The sequence below is a fragment of the Vibrio gazogenes genome (genome assembly GCF_002196515.1).
Classification (GTDB): domain Bacteria; phylum Pseudomonadota; class Gammaproteobacteria; order Enterobacterales; family Vibrionaceae; genus Vibrio; species Vibrio gazogenes_A.
Map to the genome: position 1 here is coordinate 2,474,710 of NZ_CP018835.1, position 23,232 is coordinate 2,497,941.

Consider the following 23,232-nt stretch of genomic DNA (forward strand, 5'->3'; position numbering starts at 1 on the left):
CTGTTACATAGAGATATCCCCATGAGCTCAAGATGTCGTTTCAGCATGTTGAGTGACTTGGATATACACAGCTCAAGTGAAAGGGTCTCGGTTCTTTCACTTTCGTATTTTTAACAAAGGGAAGTTCATGGCGAATACATTTTCACTCATACTAGTCATTGTGACGCTTGTGACAGGGATTATCTGGGCGCTTGAAAAGTTTGTCTGGGCGAAAAAACGCCAGCAAAAGCTCGATGAAATTATCGCTCAGACCCAAGAGCTCGATCCATCCCTACAGCGTCAAGTTTTACCTCAGCCATGGTGGGTGGAAAATAGTGTTTCTATTTTTCCTGTCATTGCATTGGTTCTGATAGTTCGGTCATTTATTTTTGAACCGTTTCAGATCCCATCAGGGTCGATGAAACCGACATTGCTGATTGGTGATTTTATACTGGTTGAGAAATTTGCCTATGGCTTGAAAGATCCGGTGACACATACACAGTTTTTGTCTGTCGGTAAACCAAAGCGTGGTGATATAGCCGTGTTCCGTTATCCACCGAATCCGAGTATCGATTATATTAAACGTGTTGTCGGATTACCGGGGGATATTGTCCGCTACAGTTCAGATAAGCGTATTTGTATTCAGCCGAAAGGCACAAACGAATGTAAGATTGTGCAACAGTCGAACCGTGTTCGTAGTAATTTGAAATCGAATGTTGCACCGATGGAGCAACTCGATGAGCAATTGGGTCAGGTGAAGCACCATATTCTGATTAATCCATGGCGGATGGATAATCCGATGAATTATAAACCTCGTCCGGGGGTGAATGAATGGGTTGTTCCTGAAGGGCACTATTTTATGATGGGTGACAATCGGGATAACAGTGCCGATAGCCGTTACTGGGGATTCGTTCCTGAAGCGAATCTGGTTGGTAAGGCTGTTGCGATATGGATTAGTTTTGAGTTTAACCGCTCGCCTGATAGCGTGTTACCATCATGGATTCCGACCGGTGTTCGCTTGAATCGGATTGGTCAAATTCATTAATATTTACCGGATAATTACGATTATCAGGGGCATTTATTTAACCAGGCTGGTCAATAGATCAGCCTTTCAATATTGAGAAATCATGAATTCTCCAACATATCAACTTGAGAAAAAAATAGGGTATCAGTTCAGTGATGGCGCGGTACTGGAACTTGCACTGACACACCGGAGTGCGAATGGTCATCATAATGAGCGTCTTGAATTTCTGGGCGATTCAATTTTAAGTTTTGTCATCGCAGATGAGCTTTATCACCGTTTTCCGAAGAGTAACGAAGGTGATATGAGCCGGATGCGTGCAACGCTTGTCCGGGGGAACACTCTGGCTGAGCTGGCTCGGGAGTTTGAGCTGGGAGATTACTTAAAATTAGGTCCAGGAGAATTAAAAAGTGGTGGTTTCCGCCGCGATTCAATTCTTGCCGATGCTGTTGAAGCGATTATTGGTGCCATTTATTTAGATAGTGATATCGAGTCGATCCGGCGGATCATTTTAGACTGGTATCAGACGCGTTTAGACGCGATTCAGCCTGGGGTGTCGCAAAAAGATCCCAAAACTCGGCTGCAAGAGTATCTGCAAGGCAGAAGAAAACCGCTTCCTGTTTATACAGTGACTAAGATTAAAGGTGAGGCACACAACCAAGAGTTTACTGTGTCATGTGAAGTCGCGGGTATTGGAATGCCTGTTATCGGAAAAGGCACCAGCCGCCGCAAGGCAGAACAAGCGGCTGCAGAGCTAGCACTAGAGCAATTGAATAATGGCTGATAAAGAATTTGATATTGATGCTTTCTTCGCATCAGAAAGTCAGGAAGAGAGTAAACCAGAGAACCAACATTGCGGTTTTGTGGCGATTGTCGGACGGCCCAATGTTGGTAAATCCACCTTGCTGAACCAGCTACTGGGACAGAAAATTTCGATAACATCGCGTAAGCCGCAGACGACACGTCATCGAATTATGGGGGTCGATACGGACGGGGATTATCAGGCCATCTATGTCGATACCCCGGGATTACATATTGAAGAAAAACGAGCGATTAACCGTCTCATGAACCGTGCGGCAAGCAGCTCACTCAGTGATGTAAATTTGGTTCTTTTTCTGGTCGAAGGGACACACTGGACCAAAGATGATGAAATGGTGTTTACCAAGCTGCATAAAGCAGGTTTCCCGGTCATTCTTTGTGTCAATAAAGTTGATAACGTCAAAGACCGTAATGAAGTGATGTTACACATGTACGAACTGTCTACCAAGATGGATTTTGTTGATGTGATTCCCATTTCTGCAAAACACGGTAAAAACATTGATGCGATTCGTCAGCATGTTCGTGACCATCTTCCTAAAGCGGTTCACCATTTCCCGAGTGAATATGTGACTGACCGTTCACAACGCTTTATGGCATCAGAGATCCTCCGGGAAAAAATCATGCGTTTTACCGGAGAGGAGCTTCCTTATTCGGTGACGGTTGATATTGAACGGTTTGATTACAACCCTGAAACTGATGGTTTTCATATCAATGGCTTGATTCTGGTTGAGCGGATTGGTCAGAAGAAAATGATCATTGGTAAAGGGGGCGAAAAAATTAAAACGATAGGTCGCGAAGCCCGTCTTGATATGGAAGCGTTATTTGGTCGTAAAGTCTATCTGGAAACTTGGGTTAAAGTGAAATCCGGTTGGGCTGATGATGAAAGAGCACTGAGAAGTCTGGGATATATTGACGATCTATAGTGAGATAACTTTCTCTTGTCGCGGGGCTCGAGTGTCACTGGTGATAAGTTCTACAGCCCCTGAAGTGACCCCCTCAGAGAGATAGGAATGATGTCAGAAAACCAACTTCAGCGTTGTTTTGTTTTACATCGACGCTCATATAGTGAAAGTAGCCTGATTATCGATGTCTTTACTGAAGAATTCGGGCGAATGACCTTACTGTCTAAAGGTGCGCGACGCATTCGCTCTCCGCTAAAAGGCGTGTTACAACCTTTTGTGCCATTGCTTCTGAAATGGTCGGGGAAGGGGACGATGCGCACATTACGTCAGGCCGAGCCGATCAGTCTGGGTTTACCTTTGACAGGCATTCATTTATATTCAGCGTTATATGTCAATGAATTACTGGCACGACTCATCCCTTCAGAAGTTCCCTTACCGGGGCTTTTTTATGATTATCTGCAAGTATTGACCGAACTGGCACAGTCATCGAACCCAGAGCCGGCGCTGCGGCGTTTTGAACTCTCGCTGCTGGCTTGTTTGGGCTATGGCGTCGATTTTTTGCATTGTGCCGGCAGCGGAGAGCCGGTTGTTCCGACGATGACTTATCGATATCGGGAACAAAAAGGATTTATAGCTTCCGTTCGCAAAGATAATCTGACCTTTGTGGGAGAAGAGTTGATAGCAATTAGTGAACGACGCTTCACGACACAAGCACAGTTACAGGCGGCCAAACGGTTTACTCGGATAGCACTCAAACCTTATCTGGGGGCAAAACCACTCAAAAGCCGCGAACTGTTCATTTCTCAAATTGGTATTTCGAGAGCACGGAGTAAAGGAACATGAGCGCAATTCTTTTAGGCGTTAATATCGATCATATTGCAACATTACGGAATGCACGTGGGACTAAATACCCAGATCCGGTTCATGCAGCTGAGGTTGCTGAACGTGCTGGTGCCGATGGGATCACGATTCATTTGAGAGAAGATCGTCGCCATATTCTTGACCGTGATGTCAAAATTTTAAGAGAAACGCTACAAACTCGGATGAATTTAGAAATGGCCGTCACAGATGAAATGGTGGCTATCGCGCTAGAGGTTCGCCCGGATTATGTTTGCCTCGTTCCTGAGAAGCGGGAAGAATTAACCACTGAAGGTGGTCTGGATGTGTTAGGGCAACTTGAGAAAGTTAAAGCTGCCACTCACAAGTTAACAGAAGTCGGTATCAAAGTGTCGCTTTTCATCGATGCTGATAAAGAACAGATTGATGCGGCCAAGGCATGTGGTGCGCCTTACGTTGAACTACATACGGGGCATTATGCGGACGCTGAAACTAGCGCGGCTCAGCAAGATGAGTTGAAGAAAATATCCGCAGCAGCCAGTTATGCCAGTGATATCGGCCTGATCGTCAATGCCGGTCATGGTTTGACTTACCATAATGTTGCTGCCATTGCTGCTATGCCGGAGATTCATGAACTGAATATCGGCCATTCGATTATTGGTCGTTCCGTTTTCGATGGGCTTGCCAAGGCTGTGGCAGATATGAAAACCTTAATGATAGAGGCCCGGCGCTAATTTATGGCAGTTGTCGGCTTTGGTACGGATATCGTCGAGATCGATCGGATCGCGGCGGCGATTTCCAGAAACGGAGACGCTTTTGCACAGCGTATTCTGAGTGAGAGTGAGTTTGCGATTTATACGCAGAGTAAGAAACCGGAGCGATTTTTAGCGAAACGGTTTGCGGTCAAAGAAGCCGCCTCAAAAGCATTAGGAACCGGGATCGCGCAAGGCGTGTCACTGCAGGATTTTACTGTAGTGAATGATGAACTCGGTAAACCGTGGCTACAGTTGAGTGGTAAAGCCGAAGAATTTGCTCAGTCATTTGGCGTAAACGCCATTCATCTTTCGATCTCAGATGAGCGACGCTACGCCGTTGCTTCCGTGATTCTTGAAAACAACGCCGGTCATTGATTTCAGGTCATCAAGCGTTGTGCGGCTTCAGCCACTTTTGTCATCTCATCTTGCAATTCAAATAGTTCAGGCTCAAGGTCTTTGATGGCCGCGCCTGAACGTAGTGATTGTTCCAGTGTTGCGCAGATTTTTCTTAATCTGGGAACCCCACTATAGGAACAACTGCCATGGAGCTTATGGATATGATGCAGTAATGCTTCCTGATCGGATTCACCATTCAAAGACAATTCAATGATCTGATGAACTTCTGGGATCGAGTCAACCAACATCGTCAGCATATCTTTGGCCAAATCTTCTTTATTTGCTGCTTGTTTTAAAGCCATATGCCAGTCAATCACCGAGGATGGTGATGATGTTGGCTGTGTGTTATCAACATCAGCAGATTGCGAATGAAGGACAGGCGAGGGATCTTGTTGCGGCCGTTGTGGTTGAGGATTCCAATGTACCAATACCTGTTGCAACACATGTTCATCTATCGGTTTAGTCAGATAATCGTCCATGCCTTCATTGAGCAAACGATCCCGTTCTCCTACCATCGCATGGGCGGTGACGGCAATGATCGGCGTGGTTGTATTGAGCGGTAATTTCTTGATCTCCTGGCAGGCGGTGACCCCATCCATTTTGGGCATCTGAATATCCATGAAGATAATATCAAACTTCTGGCGAGTCGCGATCTCGACGGCTTCTTCTCCGTTAGTACAGCTAATTACTGTATCCACCCTTTCCTGTAATAGGGCCGTGATCAATTTCAGATTCGCGGGATTATCATCGACAGCCATGACCGTTAACGGCATCTTCTCAATCGATGTTGAAAGCGTACTCTCTTCCCGGAAAGCAGATAACTCAGGGTGAATATCCAACATGAGCTGTAACAGTTTCTTACGTGCGAGAGGTTTGGTGAGGCACTTGATCGGATAGTGCGTCATCAGATGATCCGCGAGTGCCAGTTCGGTACTCGGGATCCCGATTAAAACATGTTCAGAACATGCAACCGCTTGTTTCACCAGCGCTTCCGCTTCTTCGGATACCAATTTCTGGGTCGGTGAGAAATTGAGAATCACATAGTCTGACTGAGGTGGATTGTCTGGGAAAGTGGTCATGTAGTTAACACGTAAGCCAGATTGAGTCAGGGTTTGTTGTAAGATAGAAGCCGACTGCATGTGTGACTCGATCAACAGGACTTCTTTACCCGCCAGTTGTTTTTGCGTGTACCACTCACCCATCATGATATCGGTCGGATGGAGGCGGATGGTGAACCAGAACGTTGAACCGCGGTGCAGACGGCTGGTCAGACTGATTTCGCCCCCCATTTGACTGACTAGTTTTTGGGTGATGACTAGTCCAAGTCCTGTGCCGCCATAACGGCGGGAGATACTGGCATCTGCCTGGCTAAATGCCTGGAATAACTGTGCCTGTTGTCGTTCTGAAATACCAATCCCTGTGTCCCGAACCATAAACTGGAGCTCAACCAAATCATCCCGGACCGAACGAAGCTCGACACTGATATCAATATTCCCTCGTTCCGTAAACTTAATCGAGTTACCGACAAGGTTGGTGATCACTTGCTGGATTCTCAGTGGATCACCGACCAGACCGACCGGAATCTTCTGATCAACTTTCAGATTAATTTCCAGCCCTTTTTCATGCGCGCTGGTTGCCAGTAAATCAACGACTTCTTCAAGGTTTTCTTGTAATTCAAACGGAACATTTTCGAGCGCCAGTTTACCGGCTTCCAGTTTAGAGAAGTCCAAAATGTCATTAATGATCGTTAAAAGGTTATTGGCTGAACGTTCAATGGTTTGCAGGTAATCTTTCTGGCTATTCGTGAGTTGGGTCTTCAAAATTTGTCGGGTGAAGCCAATCACACCATTCAATGGCGTTCTTAACTCGTGAGACATATTGGCCAGAAACTCAGATTTGACGCGGGCGGCTTCCTGAGCTCGTTTTTTAGCGATATCCAGCTCAACGTTTTGAATTTCAAGCTGCTCGAGCGTCTCTCTTAGATCAGAGGTCGCTTGATCAATGCTATGTTGCATCTCGACATGGTACTCCGACAGAGACACCGCCATAGCATTGATCCCTTTTTTCAGTTCATCCAGTTCGCCATGCATTTCTCCCTCAATACGAACATCCAGATGGCCGCGTCGAATCCGGTCCAACATATTTTTCATATGGGTAATTGGCCGGGTGACATCATGGAGTAAACGGAAAGCGAAAGCACCGGAAAGTGCCAAGCCCAGAATCAAGACTAAAATTGCGGAAAAAATTTCCTGATATTGCTGGAGCCTCAGCGATGAGAGATCGAGTTCAATGACAATGTAGCCAAGGACCGGTAAGGTCTCGGCATTGGCTCTGCCGTCAATCAGCCGACTTTCTGCCAGAATCGGTGTGCGAAGAATTAAGGTATTGTTATCCCTCATTTCCGAACTGCCCAAAATTGGAATTGGCTTGTCTTTCGGATAAGTCAGCGACTCGAAATCAGGATGGAAGTTAGATGTGACGAATAGTTCATGGTGCTTGTCGAAAACCGCGATACTTCGGACAAATTGAGAATTCTTGCGGTGTGCATAACTGATAATTCGTCTGACTGATTCGCGGCTATGCTTTTCTAACCCTTCTTCACTCGCGATAGCCAGCGGCTCGATGATATTTGAGCCGGCATTGATCACCTGAGACTCAAGATCGTGGTAACGATTATAAGAAAAAAATGCACTTAACAGCAGGCCGATGATGAGAGTCGGTGCCAGCGTGAGTGTGATGACGCGAGTGCGCAAGCCATATTTGGTGGTCATGAGTCTCTAATTATCATAATGAAGATCAGAAATAACGCATCGAATCATGCACTTTTCTGCTTTTGGTTGAGGTTTTCTTCCGTCACGGAGAAGCTTTATTTGAGTTGCTAGCTTAATCAAGTCATCAACAATTCACAATTGATTCTTGTTAAGAATAGAGACGATTTCACGAAATTTTATGCCGTTTGATTGTCCGTTTTTTTCTCGGCGGATTATTTGCTAAACATCGTGATGTGGATATGGGAAAATAGCAAAAAATTTGCAAGTCTCTACTGTGATATCGTCGGCTCAAACGGGCCGGGTGAACACGGTATTCGGTAACATCACAAGCGGTAATGTATTTATATGGCTCGTTTTTTCCAACCTAAAAAACAATCTACGATCAATAAAAAGCATCAGTCGGTTCAGGTAGCACGCATGGACCACCATGGCGAGGGTATCGCTTATCTGGAAGGAAAGCCGGTTTTTATCGAAGGTGCTTTGCCGACAGAACAAGTTCTGATTCAACTGACAGAGAATAAAAGTAAGTATGCCCGAGCGAAATTGATCCAAGTACAACAGGAAAGTGCAGAACGAACCAAACCGTTTTGTCCGCATTATCATCGTTGTGGCGGCTGCAACCTGCAACATCTGAGTCACCGGGAGCAAGTGAGATACAAGCAGGAATCGCTATCACAACTGCTGAGTAAGTTTGCCGGATTATCTGTGCCACTTTCTCCGGTTGTTTCTGACGTTGATTTGGGATACCGGCGTCGGGCACGGTTCAGTTTGAAGTGGGATTCTCAGTCGAAACGTCTGGCATTCGGTTTTCGTCAGAAAAGTAGTAACCGTATTGTCGATATTGAACATTGTGCGGTATTAGCACCCACTTTAGCGTCACTAATTCTGCCGCTCCGAGTGTTATTTGAGTCGATGTCGCAGCCAGAAAAACTCGGGCATCTGGAATTGATTGCGGCTGATAACGGGGCTGTGATGCTGCTGCGTACTCTCGGTCCGCTGACGGATGCGGATCAGGCTGATATCGTTGCTTTTGCGCAGCAACAGCATGTTTCACTCTATATGATGACCGAGGCTGGCAATCCTCGTTTACTGGATGGGGATGAACCTGTTTATTGCGATACAGGGATTGAAATCTCTTTCCAGCCCCACCATTTCATACAGATAAATCGACACATTAATCAGAAAATGGTACATCAGGCGCTTGCTTGGCTGGCACTCAATGAGGAAGATCGTGTGCTAGATTTATTCTGTGGTGTTGGTAATTTTAGCCTGCCAATCGCGCGACAAGTGAAGTCGCTTGTCGGGGTTGAAGGCATTGAAGAAATGGTTGTTCAAGCGCGTAATAATGCAGCACTCAACCAGATTCACAATGCAGCTTTTTATCAGGCGAATCTTGAGAAAACGTTGATCGACATCGAGTGGGCACAGGCGAAATTTGATAAAGTATTGCTCGATCCTGCCAGAGCTGGCGCGAAAGGTGTTATAGAATTGCTGTCTGATTTCGGGGCTCAGCGTGTGGTTTATGTGTCCTGTGATCCTGCGACGCTGGCCAGAGATAGTCAGCAGTTGTTACAGCAAGGATATCAGTTAGAGAAAGTGGGGATGCTGGATATGTTTCCTCACACAAGTCATCTGGAATCGATGGCTTTGTTTACCAAAATGTAACGTGGATTGTGAAACAGTCAGGTGAGGTGAACTCATCAATAGCGAGAGGGTCAAATGATAGGCTCTCAATAAACGAACATAAAACTAGGACGAAATAGAGAATAATGGTTGCGGTAAGAAGCGCACATCTGAATCCAGACGAACAATTTGAACCCGATAAGTGGATCGCCAGTATTGTGCGAGACCCGAAAATCGCGGAGCGACTGAAACAGGTCTATCGACAGATGGAGAACTTAGTCGTCGATCATCCGGCTGGGCCACTGTTACTGTGGCGTGGTCGCGAGATGATCGAAATACTGGTGACGCTATCGATGGATCAAGAAACGTTAGTCGCAGCGTTACTCTTTCCGATTGTTTCTGGTGGATTGCTCGATGCTGAAATTTTGCAAGAACGCTATGGCAAAGACATTATCAAGTTGATTGATGGTGTTGAGGAGATGGCCGCTATCGGGCAATTGAATGTCACGATGCAAGGCAGTGAAGCCTCAACGCAAGTGGATAATGTCCGGCGGATGCTTCTGGCGATGGTTGATGATTTCCGTTGCGTCGTGATTAAGCTCGCTGAACGAATTTGTAATCTCCGTGAAGTGAAAGATCAACCTGACGAAATCAGACGTCAGGCGGCAAAAGAGTGTGCCAATATTTATTCGCCTTTAGCCAACCGTCTGGGAATCGGTCAGTTGAAATGGGAAATGGAAGACTATGCATTTCGCTATCAACAACCGGATACCTATAAACAGATAGCCAAGCAGTTGTCTGAACGACGGATTGTTCGTGAAAGATATATTCAGGAGTTTGTTGAAGATCTGCGTGAAGAAATGCATTTGTCAAACATTCATGCCGAAGTCAGCGGACGTCCGAAACATATTTATAGTATCTGGCGTAAGATGCAGAAAAAGAGCCTGGCATTCGATGAGTTATTCGATGTTCGGGCGGTTCGGATTATTGCCGAGAAACTTCAGGATTGTTATGCGGCTCTTGGGGTGGTTCACACCAAATATAAACATTTACCCAGTGAGTTTGATGATTATGTTGCCAACCCGAAACCGAATGGATATCAGTCGATTCATACGGTGATTCTTGGCCCTGAAGGGAAAACGATTGAAATTCAGATTCGGACTCGCCAGATGCATGAAGAGTCGGAACTGGGGGTTGCTGCCCACTGGAAATATAAAGAGGGTAGTTCTGCCGGACATCGTGGCTATGATGAGAAAATCACATGGTTGCGTAAGCTGCTTGACTGGCAGGAAGAGATGTCGGATTCCGGTGAAATGCTGGATGAGTTGCGCAGTCAGGTATTTGATGACCGGGTTTACGCCTTTACGCCCAAAGGGGATGTTGTCGATTTACCGATGGGGGCAACACCGCTGGATTTTGCTTACCATATTCATTCAGAAGTGGGGCATCGTTGTATTGGGGCGAAGGTCGCCGGACGAATCGTGCCGTTTACCCATAAACTAACGATGGGAGATCAGGTTGAAATTATCACAGCCAAAGAGCCGAACCCATCGCGAGACTGGCTGAACCCGGCATTGGGTTTTGTCCATTCCGGACGAGCCCGGGCGAAGATTAACGCTTGGTTTAGAAAGCAAAGCCGAGAGAAGAACCTTGAAGCCGGGCGGGAGATTCTGGAAACGGAACTGGCAAAAATTGGTGCGACACTGAAAGATGCCAGTGAATATGCGCTGAAGCGCTTTAACGTCAATTCGCCCGATGAATTATATGTCGGGATCGGCAGCGGTGATTTACGGATCAACCAGATCGTCAATCACATTAATGCCTTAGTTAACAAGCCGACAGCGGAAGAAGAAGATCAACTGGTTCTTGAAAAGTTACAGGAGAAGGAACTGAAAACAGCCACGCCGGCACCGAGTAAAGATGCTGTGGTGGTTGAAGGTGTCGATAATTTAATGACGCACTTGGCGCGTTGTTGTCGCCCGATTCCCGGTGATGAAATTAAAGGCTACATTACTCAGGGACGGGGTATTTCCGTCCACCGGAGTGATTGTGAACAGTTAGAAGAGCTCAGTCATCATGCGCCGGAACGGATTATTGATACCGTTTGGGGACGCGGACTGCTTGGTTCTTACGTGTTGACCGTGCGGGTTGAAGCGATGGAGCGGGGCGGATTGTTAAAGGATATTACGACGCTGTTGGCGAATGAGAAAATCAAAGTGACCAGTATGAAGAGCCGAACCGATCATAAACGTCAGCTTGTTTATATGGATTTTGATTTGGAACTAACCAGTGTTGAAGTGCTTACTCGAGTCTGTCAACGCATCGATCAGACGAAAGATGTCCTGTCAGTCAAACGACTGGGGTAATGAGTATTGACATGCTCATGGTCGTTTAGCCGTTATGGAAAGCGAGGGTGATCCCTCGCTTTCTCTTTGAAGCAGAAGGAAGGTTATGTCTCATCCAATTGAACAGTTAAAGCAGATCATGGCACAACTCAGAGATCCTGAGTCCGGTTGTCCATGGGACCAAAAGCAGACGTTTGAAAGTATTGTTCCTCATACCGTGGAAGAGACTTATGAAGTGATCGATGCCATTCATGCCCGGGATTTTGAAAATCTTCAAGAAGAATTAGGTGATTTTGTTTTCCAAGCCATTTTCTATAGTCAACTGGCGCAAGAACAAGGGTTATTCGATTTTGATGATGTGATTCGGAGTGTCAATGAGAAGCTGATCCGTCGTCACCCGCATGTTTTTTCTGATCAGGTTTTTGACAATGAAGCGGCCATTCGGGACAACTGGGAAAAAATTAAGTCAGCAGAAAAATCCAGTGCGGGTCGGCAAGCGCAAAGCATTTTGGATGGGGTGCCTAAATCGCTTCCAGCATTAAGCCGAGCCTATAAATTACAAGCAAAGTGTGCCAAGCATGGGTTTGACTGGGATACTTTGACACCGGTTGTGGAAAAAGTGCGGGAAGAGCTGGATGAAGTGATTGAAGAGGTACGTTGCTCACCGCAAGATCCTGCGGCTATTGAAGATGAGTTGGGTGATCTGTTGTTTGCGGTCGTGAACCTGACTCGGCATTTAAAGCATCATCCTGAGTCTGCACTTACGCGAGCAAATCAGAAGTTTTCCAGACGCTTTCAAGGTGTCGAAGCACTGGCTAAGCAGGAAGGTCAATCACTCGATGACTATACACTCAGTGAATTAGATCACTTCTGGGAACAGGTGAAGCTTCAAGAGAAAAGTCAGGGTTCTGATTGAACTCTGGCTTTGGATTGAAGTCCTTATAATGTAGCCCAATCAGAATGAGCTACAATTGTGCTGATTGGATTTGATTTGAAGCAAAAAAGAAAAAGTGAGAGTGTGATAAGTTTCACGTTGTGGCGTTAATGGGGTTCTGGTATATTTACATCCCGTCCAGAAGAAATCCATTTCCCTCATTCAACCAATTTCAGGTTAAACATGACGACAAAGTATATTTTTGTGACTGGCGGGGTCGTATCCTCTCTAGGTAAAGGCATTGCAGCAGCATCTCTTGCAGCGATTTTAGAAGCGCGTGGTCTGAAAGTGACCCTCATGAAGCTCGATCCATACATTAACGTGGATCCTGGCACGATGAGTCCGACTCAGCACGGTGAAGTATTCGTCACTGAAGATGGTGCGGAAACCGATCTGGATTTGGGGCATTACGAGCGCTTTATCCGGACCAAAATGACCAAACGGAATAACTTTACCGCTGGTCGTGTGTATGCGGATGTTTTACGCAAAGAGCGTCGTGGTGACTATCTCGGTGCGACTATTCAGGTCATTCCTCATATTACCAATTCGATTAAAGACCGTGTGATTGCCGGTGCTGAAGGGCATGAAGTCGCAATCGTTGAAATTGGCGGTACGGTTGGTGATATCGAATCGCTACCGTTTATCGAAGCAATTCGTCAGCTTGCTGTAGACATTGGTCGTGAAAATGCCATGTTTATGCACTTAACCTTAGTCCCTTACCTAGCCGCTGCCGGAGAAGTGAAGACGAAACCAACCCAACATTCCGTGAAAGAGTTACTCTCTATCGGGATTCAGCCAGATATCTTGATCTGTCGTTCTGATCGCATCATTCCTGCTAATGAGCGGAAAAAAATTGCGCTATTCTGTAATGTGGCAGAAAAAGCCGTTATATCAATGAAAGATGTTGATTCTATTTATAAAATTCCTCAGTTGATCAAGTCGCAGGGGCTGGACGATTTAGTTTGCTCTCGCTTCGGTATTCAAGCACCGGAAGCTGACCTGTCTGAATGGGAACAGGTCATTTATGAAGAAGCCAACCCGACCGGTGAAGTTGTCATTGGCATGGTTGGTAAATATATCGAGTTGCCTGATGCGTATAAATCAGTCAATGAAGCCTTAAAACATGCGGGTCTGAAAAACCGTTTGAGTGTTCAGATCAAGTATGTTGATTCTCAGGATCTGGAGAATAAAGGCGTTGAACTGCTCGAAGGTCTGGACGCAATTCTGGTGCCGGGCGGATTTGGTGATCGCGGCATCGAAGGTAAGATCTTAGCCGCTCAATATGCGCGTGAGAATAAGATCCCTTATCTGGGCATTTGTCTGGGAATGCAGGTTGCCTTAATTGAATATGCGCGTCACGTTGCGGGCATGGAAGGGGCACATTCAACCGAATTTAATCGGGCAACGCAATATCCGGTTGTGGGGCTGATTACCGAGTGGATCGATTCTGAAGGGCAAGTTGAAGAACGTTCTGAGAAATCAGATTTAGGTGGAACAATGCGTTTAGGTGCGCAGTTGTGCCATCTTGAAGAAGGCAGTAAAGTCCATGCTCTATACGGTAGTAAAACGATTTATGAACGTCACCGTCATCGTTATGAAGTGAATAACGTGCTTCGCCCTCAAATTGAAGCAGCGGGACTGAAAGTTTCTGGTTTATCTGCGGATAAAAAACTGGTTGAGGTGATTGAGAATCCGGATCATCCATGGTTTGTGGCTTCTCAATACCACCCTGAGTTTACTTCAACACCTCGAGATGGACATCCGCTGTTTTCTGGGTTTGTAAAAGCCGCTGGTGAGTATCAGCGTCGTACTATTGAGAAATAAAAGGACACGGGTAACGGTAGGGAATACGGTTACCCTAAGGTTTGACATTTAAATTCAAAGAGAGGAAACATTAATGTCTAAGATCGTTAAAATTCTAGGTCGTGAAATCATCGACTCTCGCGGAAACCCAACTGTAGAAGCTGAAGTCCACCTAGAAGGCGGTTTCGTAGGTATGGCTGCTGCACCATCAGGTGCATCTACTGGTTCTCGTGAAGCGCTTGAGCTTCGTGATGGCGACAAGTCTCGTTTCCTGGGTAAAGGGGTTCTGAAAGCGATTGAAGCTGTCAATGGACCAATTGCTGAAGCGCTGATTGGTAAAGATGCAAAAGATCAGGCTGCTATCGATCAGGTTATGATTGATTTGGACGGTACTGAAAACAAATCTAAGTTCGGTGCGAATGCGGTTCTGGCTGTTTCTTTGGCGAATGCAAAAGCTGCAGCTGCAGCAAAAGGGATGCCTTTGTATGAGCACATCGCTGAATTGAACGGTACTCCTGGCGTATTCTCTATGCCATTGCCAATGATGAACATCATCAACGGTGGTGAGCATGCAGATAACAACGTTGATATTCAAGAATTTATGATTCAACCTGTTGGTGCAAGCACATTGAAAGAAGCTCTGCGCATCGGTGCAGAAGTTTTCCATAACTTGGCTAAAGTTCTGAAAACAAAAGGCTTGAACACTGCTGTTGGTGATGAAGGTGGTTTTGCGCCGAACCTTGAATCAAATGCTGCTGCACTTGCTGCAATTAAAGAAGCTGTTGAGAAAGCTGGCTATGTTCTGGGTAAAGACGTCACTCTGGCGATGGACTGTGCTGCTTCTGAGTTCTACAACAAAGAGCAAGGCATTTACGACCTGAAAGGTGAAGGTAAAACTTTCTCTTCTGAAGAGTTCTCTAAATATCTGGAAGGCTTGGTTGCAGAATATCCGATCGTTTCTATCGAAGATGGTCTGGATGAGTCTGATTGGGATGGTTTCAAATTCCAAACTGAACTGTTAGGTGACAAAATCCAACTTGTTGGTGATGACCTGTTCGTGACAAACACGAAGATCCTTGCTGAAGGGATCGAGAAAGGTGTTGCTAACTCTATCTTGATCAAATTCAACCAGATTGGTTCTCTGACTGAGACTCTGGCTGCAATCAAGATGGCAAAAGATGCTGGTTACACTGCTGTTATCTCTCACCGTAGTGGTGAAACTGAAGATGCAACAATTGCTGATCTGGCTGTTGGTACTGCTGCAGGTCAAATCAAGACGGGTTCAATGAGCCGTTCTGATCGTGTTGCAAAATATAACCAACTGATCCGTATCGAAGAAGCACTGGGTGAACGTGCACCTTTCAACGGTCTGAAAGAAGTGAAAGGTCAAGCTTAATCGCGGCTTTATCATGAATTAAAAAACGCCTCTTCTGAGGCGTTTTTTTTTTTGGTCTTACTGATTGGATTACCGCGATAAAACCGCTTTAATTGCTGCGATTCTGCGTTTGTCTAATTCATCCCGAATCTCAGAACCTTTCAAGCCTTCGGCAATGATCGATTGAACATCAATCGCAAGTGCAGCCTGATAAGCGGTTTCAAACTGTAACTTTTGTGGATAGGGGATTTCTTCATAGCCCAATCGCCCCTGATGATCTGCCTGACAACAAAGCAGCACACTTTCAAGTCGCTCCGGTTTGCGCCATACATCCATTTTATTCAGTATCTTGAGATAAGTTGCCGGCTTCAAAATCGCAGCGTTGTGAACATTGCTATGTTGTTCACAGACGATTAATGCTAAATCCCGATATTCCGCCGGGACTCGAATCCGTTCGCAAAGTGCACGGATACAGGCTAAGCCGGTGTGTGTATGCATTTTATGGCTTGGCCACTCACTTGGTGGCGTTTTTCCTTTGCCAAGGTCATGAACCATCGCTGCAAATCTGACCGGGAGTGATGTTGAAAGACGTGTCGATTGACGCAGCACCATCAATGTATGTTCACCTGTATCAATTTCAGGATGCCACTTTGGCGGTTGTGGTACTCCGAAAAGACAGTCGATTTCAGGGAAAATGACCGCAAGTGCGCCACACTCTCTTAAGACGGATAGGAAGATGTCGGGATGGTCTGTTGCAAGCGCTTGATGGAGCTCTTGCCAAACACGTTCTGCGGTTAAGTGAGCGACTTCTCCGGACTGCACCATCTGACGCATTAAGGCCATTGTTTCCGGTGCGATAGTAAAACCAAGTGAAGCAAACCTTGCTGCGAATCTGGCAACGCGAAGAATTCGTACCGGGTCCTCGGCAAAAGCGCTTGATACATGACGAAGAATTCTCTGTGCCAAATCGGTTTGGCCGTGGTAAGGATCAATCAATTGTCCTTGAGGATCTTGTGCGATTGCATTGATGGTTAGATCCCTGCGCATGAGATCCTCTTCAAGCGTCACTTCCGGTGAGAAAAAGCATTCAAATCCATGATAGCCAGAACCACTTTTCTTTTCGGTTCTGGCGAGCGCATATTCTTCTTTGGTTTGTGGATGAAGAAATACCGGGAAGTCTTTCCCGACGGATATAAAACCTTGTTCAAGCATGAGTGAAGGGGAACTACCGACGACAACCCAATCTCGATCTTTAATAGGAAGACCGAGTAACTGATCACGAACAGAGCCACCGACGAGATAGACTTGCACAGCTTGCCTCTTTTGAAACGGACGAGTTGAAATCGTTAGAGAAGGCCGATTCTCGGCCTTCTTCATCGATCAGAGCCAGTTTGAGTGTGATTTCTTCCGTCTTGGGATCAGATGCGGCAGGATGATTCCCAATAGAATACCGCCGAGAGCAACACCGCCACCGTACATAAAATATTTCATTAACAGATCTTCTTTCTGAGTGTCCAGCTTCGCTCTCAGCTCACGCGTTTCACTTTGCGCGGTCGCCAGTTTCTGGCTGATCCCACTGTAGTTTTCTTCCAATTCAGAGATCTGTTTGTTACGGACTTCAAGAGACTCGACGAGCCCGGCTTTTTCTTGGCTGGCTTTATGCTCTGCATCAGACAGCTGTCCCTTCACGTCTTTGAGCTCTTTTTCTAAACGGGGAAGACGGGATGCCATACTCTCAGTGGTGGTAATAAACTTGTCTTGTACCCAACCCTGACGCCCTTTGCTATCGAGTATTTCACTATAACCTGTCTCTTTATTGGTTTTCAGCAGTTGTACTTTCTCACCTGCATTGATACTGCCAATAATTCGATACTGGTTGCTTGGGCCTGAATGCATATAGGTAAACAAGTCATCTGCTATGTAATGTCCTTGTGCAAAAGCGGGCGTGGTGAGAAGCGAAAGCAGCAACATGAATAACAGTTTTTTCACGATAAATCCTTTAACGATAAGGTTGAAAAGTAAATCTATCCAAATAGTAAAAAGTTTCTTTATATGGTGCAACAAAGAAGGGAGGCCAAGCCTCCCTTTGTGCAGATTTGAGTCAATAATCACATGGTTCTGACAAATGCCTGACGGTTGCACAGCCTAAATGAAGATTTTCTCCAGCATATAATAGAAAATAACAGCCAGTAGTGCGCCGGCCGGTAAGGTCACGATCCATGAAGCAACGATGTTACGCACTACACCAAGGTTTAATGCTGCAATACCACGGGCGAAACCAACACCGAGAACAGCACCAACTAGTGTTTGAGTGGTTGAAATCGGTAGTCCGGTTCCTGACGCCAGAACAACCGTAGAGGCTGTTGCAAGCTGTGCAGCAAAACCACGGCTTGGGGTCAGCTCTGTGATTCCGGTACCGACCGTTGCCATCACTTTGTGTCCCAGTGTTGCAAGGCCAACAACAATGCCAAATCCGCCTAGTGGTAAAATCCACCACGCAATCTGGGTTTTCCCTGCAATCTGGCCAAGATTTTCAACGGTAGCAACCACGGCTGACAATGGACCAATCGCATTCGCGACATCGTTGGAGCCATGGGCGAATGCCATCGCACAAGCTGTCACGACCATCAGAACACTGAAAATACTTTCTACACCAGAGAAACTGTGGTCTTCTTCTCGCTTTGAGAAGCGCTTTTGAATATATAGGTAGCCACCGACCATGACGAGCGCAGAAACAAACATAGCAGCAAGCCATGCTTCACCGGTAGTCAGATGAAGACCAACGTGTTTCAGACCTTTCTTAATCGTTACCAGTGCGATGACCATCGTGGTGATGAACATATAAACCGGAACAAAACGCTTAGCATTTTGTAGTGGATTTTCTGTATCGAATATCAGACGTTGAGCACTGACGAAAATGACATAGGCGAAGAATCCCGAGATAATCGGTGTGATAATCCAACTGCCGACAATCCCTTGAACTGAATGCCAGTCAACCGCTTCTGTTCCCAGCGTGATACAGGCAAAACCAATTATCGCCCCGATAATCGAGTGGGTTGTTGACACCGGCCATCCCATATAAGAAGCCAGCAGTAACCATGTACCTGCAGCCAGAAGAGATGACATCATGCCATAGACAAGAATTTCAGGTTGTGCGACAAAGAGATTGGTCTCGATGACGCCTTTACGAATTGTATCTGTTACTTCTCCACCGGCAAGATAGGCGCCGGCGAACTCAAAAACCATCGCAATAAAGATAGCTTGTTTTACGGTCAGTGCTTTGGAGCCAACCGATGTACCCATCGCATTTGCTACATCATTTGCACCGATGCCGATTGCCATCAAGAAACCGAAGGCTGCTGCCACAAGAATCAAGATAGATCCGTAATGTACAAGGATATCCATCATAATACCTAGTTGTTGATAACTAGCGGAGCACGCGCGACTTTCTACCGTGGCATGTCATTCAGCCACAATAATTAGATTCAGAGACGCAATGTGTGAGTGCCCTTAGTTATTGTGAAAATCTATAATCTCAGGAACGAGAGAGCATTAGCTCTAAGCGAGCTCCCACACGTTGAGCTTGGTCAGCGATACCGCCCACCCACTCTAGAATTTTGTATAAGAACATCATGTCAATCGGATTATATTTTGACTCGATAGCCATCAACTGCTGACGCAGGTGAATTTGCATCGTGTCGGTATCATCCTCAATGGCGTCAAGTTGGTTGATCATCTCCGCAACCAGAGTGACTTCCCGGCCTTTAAATCCGGTTTCAAGGAGTTCATCGAGCTCACCGATGACTTTCTGGGCTTGAGTCGCCGCATCCAGACAACGTTTAACATAAGCGATGAAATCTTTTTGAAGTGGTTCTGGGATCATCAGTTCTCGACCATAAACCCGACCTGAGATATCTTTCGCAAGATTCGCAAGTTTGTCTTGTTGGGTCAGTAGTTCGAGCATATCGGTTCGATCAACAGGAAGGAATAACCCGCGCGGTAGTTTCAGGCGGATTTCACGTTTGAGTACGTCGGCTTCTTTTTCCAGATGAGAGATTTGAGCCCGAATTTCGGCTGCTTTTTCCCAATCTTTTTGGAAAGTAACTTCAAAGAAGCTGATCAAGTAAGAACAGCATTCATTGACACAGACAACGTGTTTCTGCAAAGGCTTTATTGGGGACTTTGCAAACAACCCCATAATTGTATTCACTGGCATGTGACTCAATCCAAAAATATAACCTTAAAAGAACATACAACATTATGATGAAATGTTGAACATTGGCTATAAAGGCGCGCATGGTAACTCATTCGACGGTGCTTTAAAACCATTTTAGCGCATGAATGATATGTTATTTCTCACTTGCTCCTGTCCGAAATTGGCAATATCCTGTCGCTATCTGCCACGAAAGGTATTGTTATGGAAACTGAGATAGAGCTGAAGTTTTTCGTTTCTCCTGAATATTCAGATGTTTTGCGTCGTAAGATTGCCGAGACCAAAATTTTACAGCATCGTTGCCGTGAATTAGAGAATATATATTTTGATACGCCTGACAATTGGTTGCGTCAACATGATATCGGTCTGCGAATCCGATGTTGCGATGGTGTGTACGTGCAGACGGTGAAAACCGCTGGACGGGTTGTTGCTGGGTTACATCAGCGACCGGAATACAATGCCGAACACGATAGCAATACCCCCTCTCTTTCTCTCCACCCCCAAGATATCTGGCCCGAAGACCGCAGTGCCGAGCAACTGGAAGCAGAGCTTCTTCCTCTTTTCTCAACTGATTTTACACGTGAACAGTGGCTGGTTGGTATGCCTGACGGCAGTCAAATTGAAGTCGCTTTCGATCAGGGGAAAGTGGTTGCCGGAGAGTTGGAAGACCCGATTTGTGAGGTTGAACTGGAACTGAAATCCGGTCAGACCGACGCGCTGTTTTCTCTGGCAAGAACGTTGAGTGATGAAGGGGGCGTTCGTCTCGGAAATTTAAGTAAGGCTGCCAGAGGTTATCGACTGGCTTTCGGATATATGGGTGATGAAACCAAGCCTTTAGCTTTGGTTGAAACAACAGCCAATGACTCGGTTGAATCTTGCTTTATCAATTCTTTGGAACATGCTTTAGAGCATTGGCATTATCATGAACAGATTTATGTCGAAAAGGCATCGGTAGAAGCGTTGCATGAAATACGTTATGCAATTTGTTTTATTCGTCAGACGCTTGCTGTTTATAGTGATATCGTGCCTCGGCGTGCAAGTGCGATCCTGCGTCAAGAGCTTAAATGGCTGGAGCAGGAATTGTCTTGGCTGAAGATGTCCAATTATCTCAATTATCTCTGTGAAGACAAAGGCCATATTTTGCGCAAGTTGGACGCTCGAAAGTTTTTACTGTCGGAGCTTCGGACCTTGAGGGATGACTTACCGTCAACACAAGATATGTTGAAATTATTTTATTGCTCTCGTTATGTCGGTTTGATTCTTGACTTGAGTCGTTGGATTTTGACCAAAGGGTGGCAGCCTTTTCTCAATGATAAATCCCGAGTCATGATGGCAGAATCGATTGAGCCGTTTTCAGCCGAGCAACTGGAGCGAACCTGGAATGAGTTGTTAGCCGCGTTTCCTGCGGATAAGTCGTTTTCCAAACAGGATTATTTGATTCAGCAGTATTGCCTGATGAGAAATTTATATACCGGTATTGGATTTGCCAGTCTTTATAATGAAAGTGAACGCCAGTCGTTTCGATTGCCATGGGCTGACTTATTGCAAGGGATTGATGATCTTTTAACGCTTGAACCATTAGAGCAGCAGGTTGACAAGCTTGAAGGCGAGCAGCAAGAGCAATTAAAACGCTGGTTGATTCGTCAGGAAAACTCGATCCTGCATGCCATGGAGCAAACCAGAAACATCAGTATGGCCGTGACACCTTATTGGAAACATGTATAACCTGAGAAAACCGCATCGCTGCGTCGGGATGGTGCAGTCGATGATCCCCGCCGCTTGTCTTTTTTCATATTTAACATGAAGAAAAGACTATAGAACAGCTCCGATGAGTCGATATAATTGTCATCGTTTGAGTTCCAAATCAATTTGTCAGTGTGGATAGCCTTGAAAAAATGAGGGTATCTACGCTGTTGTTGATGGCCTTCATAATGTTTGAAGATGAATTTTGGTATGCTCTTTTTTATTGCAACTATAAAAATAATACATAGTGATTTAGCGAGAATGATTGAATTAGGAAAATTAGGGAAATTAGGACTTAGTGGAGACGGATCATGACAAAACTGGCCTTTAAGCCTTGGGAACGGGTAATTACGGATATTCGTCTTGTTCCCAAGATGGTGATGCTGATGGTATTCAGTACAATATTGATAGTTGCAAAACAACTCTGGGATGCCAGTGTATTTTACTCGGCTCTTTTAGACGCCACACACAATGTTGAGGTCGCACAACAGAACTATGAAGCCTATATCACGCAAGTTGTTTGGCAAACGTTACTGTTAATTGTTGTATTCATCGTGCTGTTACTGTTTGCAGCGAGAGTGATGTTAAGACAAACGCAGTTTATCAGCGATGCAATTAAAACCATGGCAAACCGAGATTTATCTGAGCCAGTTGAGATGGAATGTAAAGATGAATACGGTGATGTCGCCAGAGAACTTGAGAAAACGCGCCGTCAGTTGCAAGACATGATTAAACTGCAAATCACCAGCTCTCAGGAATTATCGGGGCTGACAGAAGTGATGACCATTAGTATGTCCGAGACCAAAGACTCGGCACAAGAAGAGTTCAATGAAATTGATCAATTAGCGACAGCAATGAGTGAGATGTCGTCTACGGTTCATACGGTTGCTGATCATGCGCAAAGTGCCTCATCATTGACTGAACAGGCCTCTTCTCGTGCTAAAACGGGGCAGGAGTTTGTTCAAGGAACAGTCTTGAAAATGCGCGATCTTTCCTCTGATATTTCTGAATCTGCACAAGCCGTTAATCAGGTTGAGGAACGAGTTGTCGCCATCGGTAGTGTTGTTGGTACGATCCAAAGTATTTCCGAACAGACTAATTTGTTAGCACTGAATGCTGCGATTGAAGCCGCGCGTGCCGGTGAAGCTGGCCGGGGGTTTGCCGTCGTTGCTGACGAAGTTCGTAACCTTGCTCAGAGAACTCAGCAGGCAACGGTTGAGATTCAGGAGATGATTTCTCAGTTGCAAAGCAGTGCAAATTCAGCTGTAGAACTGATGGAAAAGAGTGTTGTTGAAGCGGCTGACGGTGTGGAATTGGTCGCGAATGCGGGCAATGAACTGGACGGTATTGTTGAACAAATTCAACAAATCAATGATATGAATTTCCAAATCGCCAGTGCTGCCGGTCAACAGAGTGGTGTTGCCGAGGAAATGAATCAGAATCTGACCAATGTCCGTGAGTTGGTTGAAGCTTCAGTTTCTGTGGTCGGTGAGTTGCTGGAAACTTCTGAAATTATGCAGAACAATGCTGGGGAACTGGATCAGAAGATAACGTCATTCAAAGTCTGATCTTGTTTTGAAATGGTAAGCGCTCACTGAGAGGCTGTTGAACTGTCGTGGTTGAATCACGTTAGCACAATCTCTTCAAGTGGGCGTTTTTTTTGCCATCATATTTTCAAGTGGGCTGTTTTTAATCATCCGTTTTGTGGGGCACCAA

The 23,232-nt window shown here is 45.7% G+C and carries 17 protein-coding genes and 1 pseudogene; 13 read left to right on the forward strand and 5 right to left on the reverse strand.

The features are described from left to right. Window positions 1–127 precede the first annotated feature (127 nt). From lepB to acpS, 6 genes are all read left to right on the forward strand, one after another. Window positions 128–1,024: a signal peptidase I gene (gene lepB / locus BSQ33_RS11290; protein WP_021020514.1), complete on the forward strand. Its 897-nt coding sequence runs from the start codon at window positions 128–130 to the stop codon at window positions 1,022–1,024. A gap of 82 nt (window positions 1,025–1,106) precedes the next feature. Then, window positions 1,107–1,784, forward strand: coding sequence for a ribonuclease III (gene rnc / locus BSQ33_RS11295; protein WP_021020515.1), 678 nt, complete (start codon window positions 1,107–1,109; stop codon window positions 1,782–1,784). Then, window positions 1,777–2,742 (forward strand): GTPase Era, encoded by a 966-nt coding sequence (gene era / locus BSQ33_RS11300; protein WP_021020516.1) that lies wholly within the window; start codon window positions 1,777–1,779, stop codon window positions 2,740–2,742. Before rnc ends, era begins: the two co-directional genes overlap by 8 nt. A 90-nt stretch (window positions 2,743–2,832) precedes the next feature. Continuing rightward, the gene (recO, locus tag BSQ33_RS11305) at window positions 2,833–3,564 is read left to right on the forward strand and encodes a DNA repair protein RecO (protein ID WP_027694219.1); all 732 of its coding nucleotides are present in this window, start codon (window positions 2,833–2,835) and stop codon (window positions 3,562–3,564) included. Then, window positions 3,561–4,292, forward strand: coding sequence for a pyridoxine 5'-phosphate synthase (gene pdxJ, locus BSQ33_RS11310; protein WP_021020518.1), 732 nt, complete (start codon window positions 3,561–3,563; stop codon window positions 4,290–4,292). Before recO ends, pdxJ begins: the two co-directional genes overlap by 4 nt. A gap of 3 nt (window positions 4,293–4,295) precedes the next feature. Next, window positions 4,296–4,688, forward strand: a complete 393-nt coding sequence (acpS, locus tag BSQ33_RS11315; protein WP_088134114.1) for a holo-ACP synthase — start codon at window positions 4,296–4,298, stop codon at window positions 4,686–4,688. A 2-nt stretch (window positions 4,689–4,690) separates the two neighbouring features. Here the strand turns inward: acpS and barA are convergent, their stop codons facing one another. Beyond that, a complete protein-coding gene (gene barA, locus BSQ33_RS11320) occupies window positions 4,691–7,480 on the reverse strand; it encodes a two-component sensor histidine kinase BarA (protein ID WP_088134115.1) in 2,790 nt (929 codons plus the stop codon). A gap of 345 nt (window positions 7,481–7,825) precedes the next feature. Between barA and rlmD the strand changes: the two genes are divergently transcribed. The 5 genes from rlmD (at window position 7,826) to eno (ending at window position 15,581) form a co-directional block, all read left to right on the forward strand. After that, window positions 7,826–9,145, forward strand: coding sequence for a 23S rRNA (uracil(1939)-C(5))-methyltransferase RlmD (rlmD, locus tag BSQ33_RS11325; RefSeq protein ID WP_088134116.1), 1,320 nt, complete (start codon window positions 7,826–7,828; stop codon window positions 9,143–9,145). Between the two features lie 104 nt (window positions 9,146–9,249). Next, entirely contained in the window at window positions 9,250–11,469 is a 2,220-nt protein-coding gene (relA, locus tag BSQ33_RS11330; protein ID WP_021020522.1) for a GTP diphosphokinase, read from the forward strand. A gap of 85 nt (window positions 11,470–11,554) precedes the next feature. Further along, window positions 11,555–12,364, forward strand: coding sequence for a nucleoside triphosphate pyrophosphohydrolase (gene mazG / locus BSQ33_RS11335; RefSeq protein ID WP_021020523.1), 810 nt, complete (start codon window positions 11,555–11,557; stop codon window positions 12,362–12,364). A 201-nt stretch (window positions 12,365–12,565) separates the two neighbouring features. Next, window positions 12,566–14,206 (forward strand): CTP synthase, encoded by a 1,641-nt coding sequence (locus BSQ33_RS11340; protein ID WP_021020524.1) that lies wholly within the window; start codon window positions 12,566–12,568, stop codon window positions 14,204–14,206. A gap of 73 nt (window positions 14,207–14,279) precedes the next feature. Beyond that, complete coding sequence (gene eno, locus BSQ33_RS11345; RefSeq protein WP_088134117.1) at window positions 14,280–15,581, forward strand: phosphopyruvate hydratase; 1,302 nt, start codon at window positions 14,280–14,282, stop codon at window positions 15,579–15,581. 69 nt (window positions 15,582–15,650) lie between these two features. Here the strand turns inward: eno and BSQ33_RS11350 are convergent. The 4 genes and pseudogenes from BSQ33_RS11350 to BSQ33_RS11365 form a co-directional block, all read right to left on the reverse strand. Continuing rightward, a pseudogene (locus BSQ33_RS11350) lies at window positions 15,651–16,868 on the reverse strand (multifunctional CCA addition/repair protein); the annotation flags it as partial. 72 nt (window positions 16,869–16,940) lie between these two features. Next, window positions 16,941–17,549 carry a TIGR04211 family SH3 domain-containing protein gene (locus tag BSQ33_RS11355; RefSeq protein ID WP_021020527.1) on the reverse strand — a complete coding sequence of 203 codons (609 nt, stop codon included), beginning with the start codon at window positions 17,547–17,549 and terminating at the stop codon, window positions 16,941–16,943. A 156-nt stretch (window positions 17,550–17,705) separates the two neighbouring features. Continuing rightward, complete coding sequence (locus BSQ33_RS11360) at window positions 17,706–18,965, reverse strand: inorganic phosphate transporter (protein WP_021020528.1); 1,260 nt, start codon at window positions 18,963–18,965, stop codon at window positions 17,706–17,708. Window positions 18,966–19,095: 130 nt separating this feature from the next. Further along, the gene (locus tag BSQ33_RS11365; RefSeq protein ID WP_021020529.1) at window positions 19,096–19,776 is read right to left on the reverse strand and encodes a TIGR00153 family protein; all 681 of its coding nucleotides are present in this window, start codon (window positions 19,774–19,776) and stop codon (window positions 19,096–19,098) included. A gap of 201 nt (window positions 19,777–19,977) precedes the next feature. Between BSQ33_RS11365 and BSQ33_RS11370 the strand changes: the two genes are divergently transcribed. Together BSQ33_RS11370 and BSQ33_RS11375 are read left to right on the forward strand one after the other, a co-directional pair. Then, window positions 19,978–21,498, forward strand: coding sequence for an inorganic triphosphatase (locus BSQ33_RS11370; protein WP_021020530.1), 1,521 nt, complete (start codon window positions 19,978–19,980; stop codon window positions 21,496–21,498). A 329-nt stretch (window positions 21,499–21,827) separates the two neighbouring features. Further along, the gene (locus BSQ33_RS11375) at window positions 21,828–23,084 is read left to right on the forward strand and encodes a methyl-accepting chemotaxis protein (RefSeq protein ID WP_021020532.1); all 1,257 of its coding nucleotides are present in this window, start codon (window positions 21,828–21,830) and stop codon (window positions 23,082–23,084) included. Window positions 23,085–23,232: the final 148 nt, after the last annotated feature.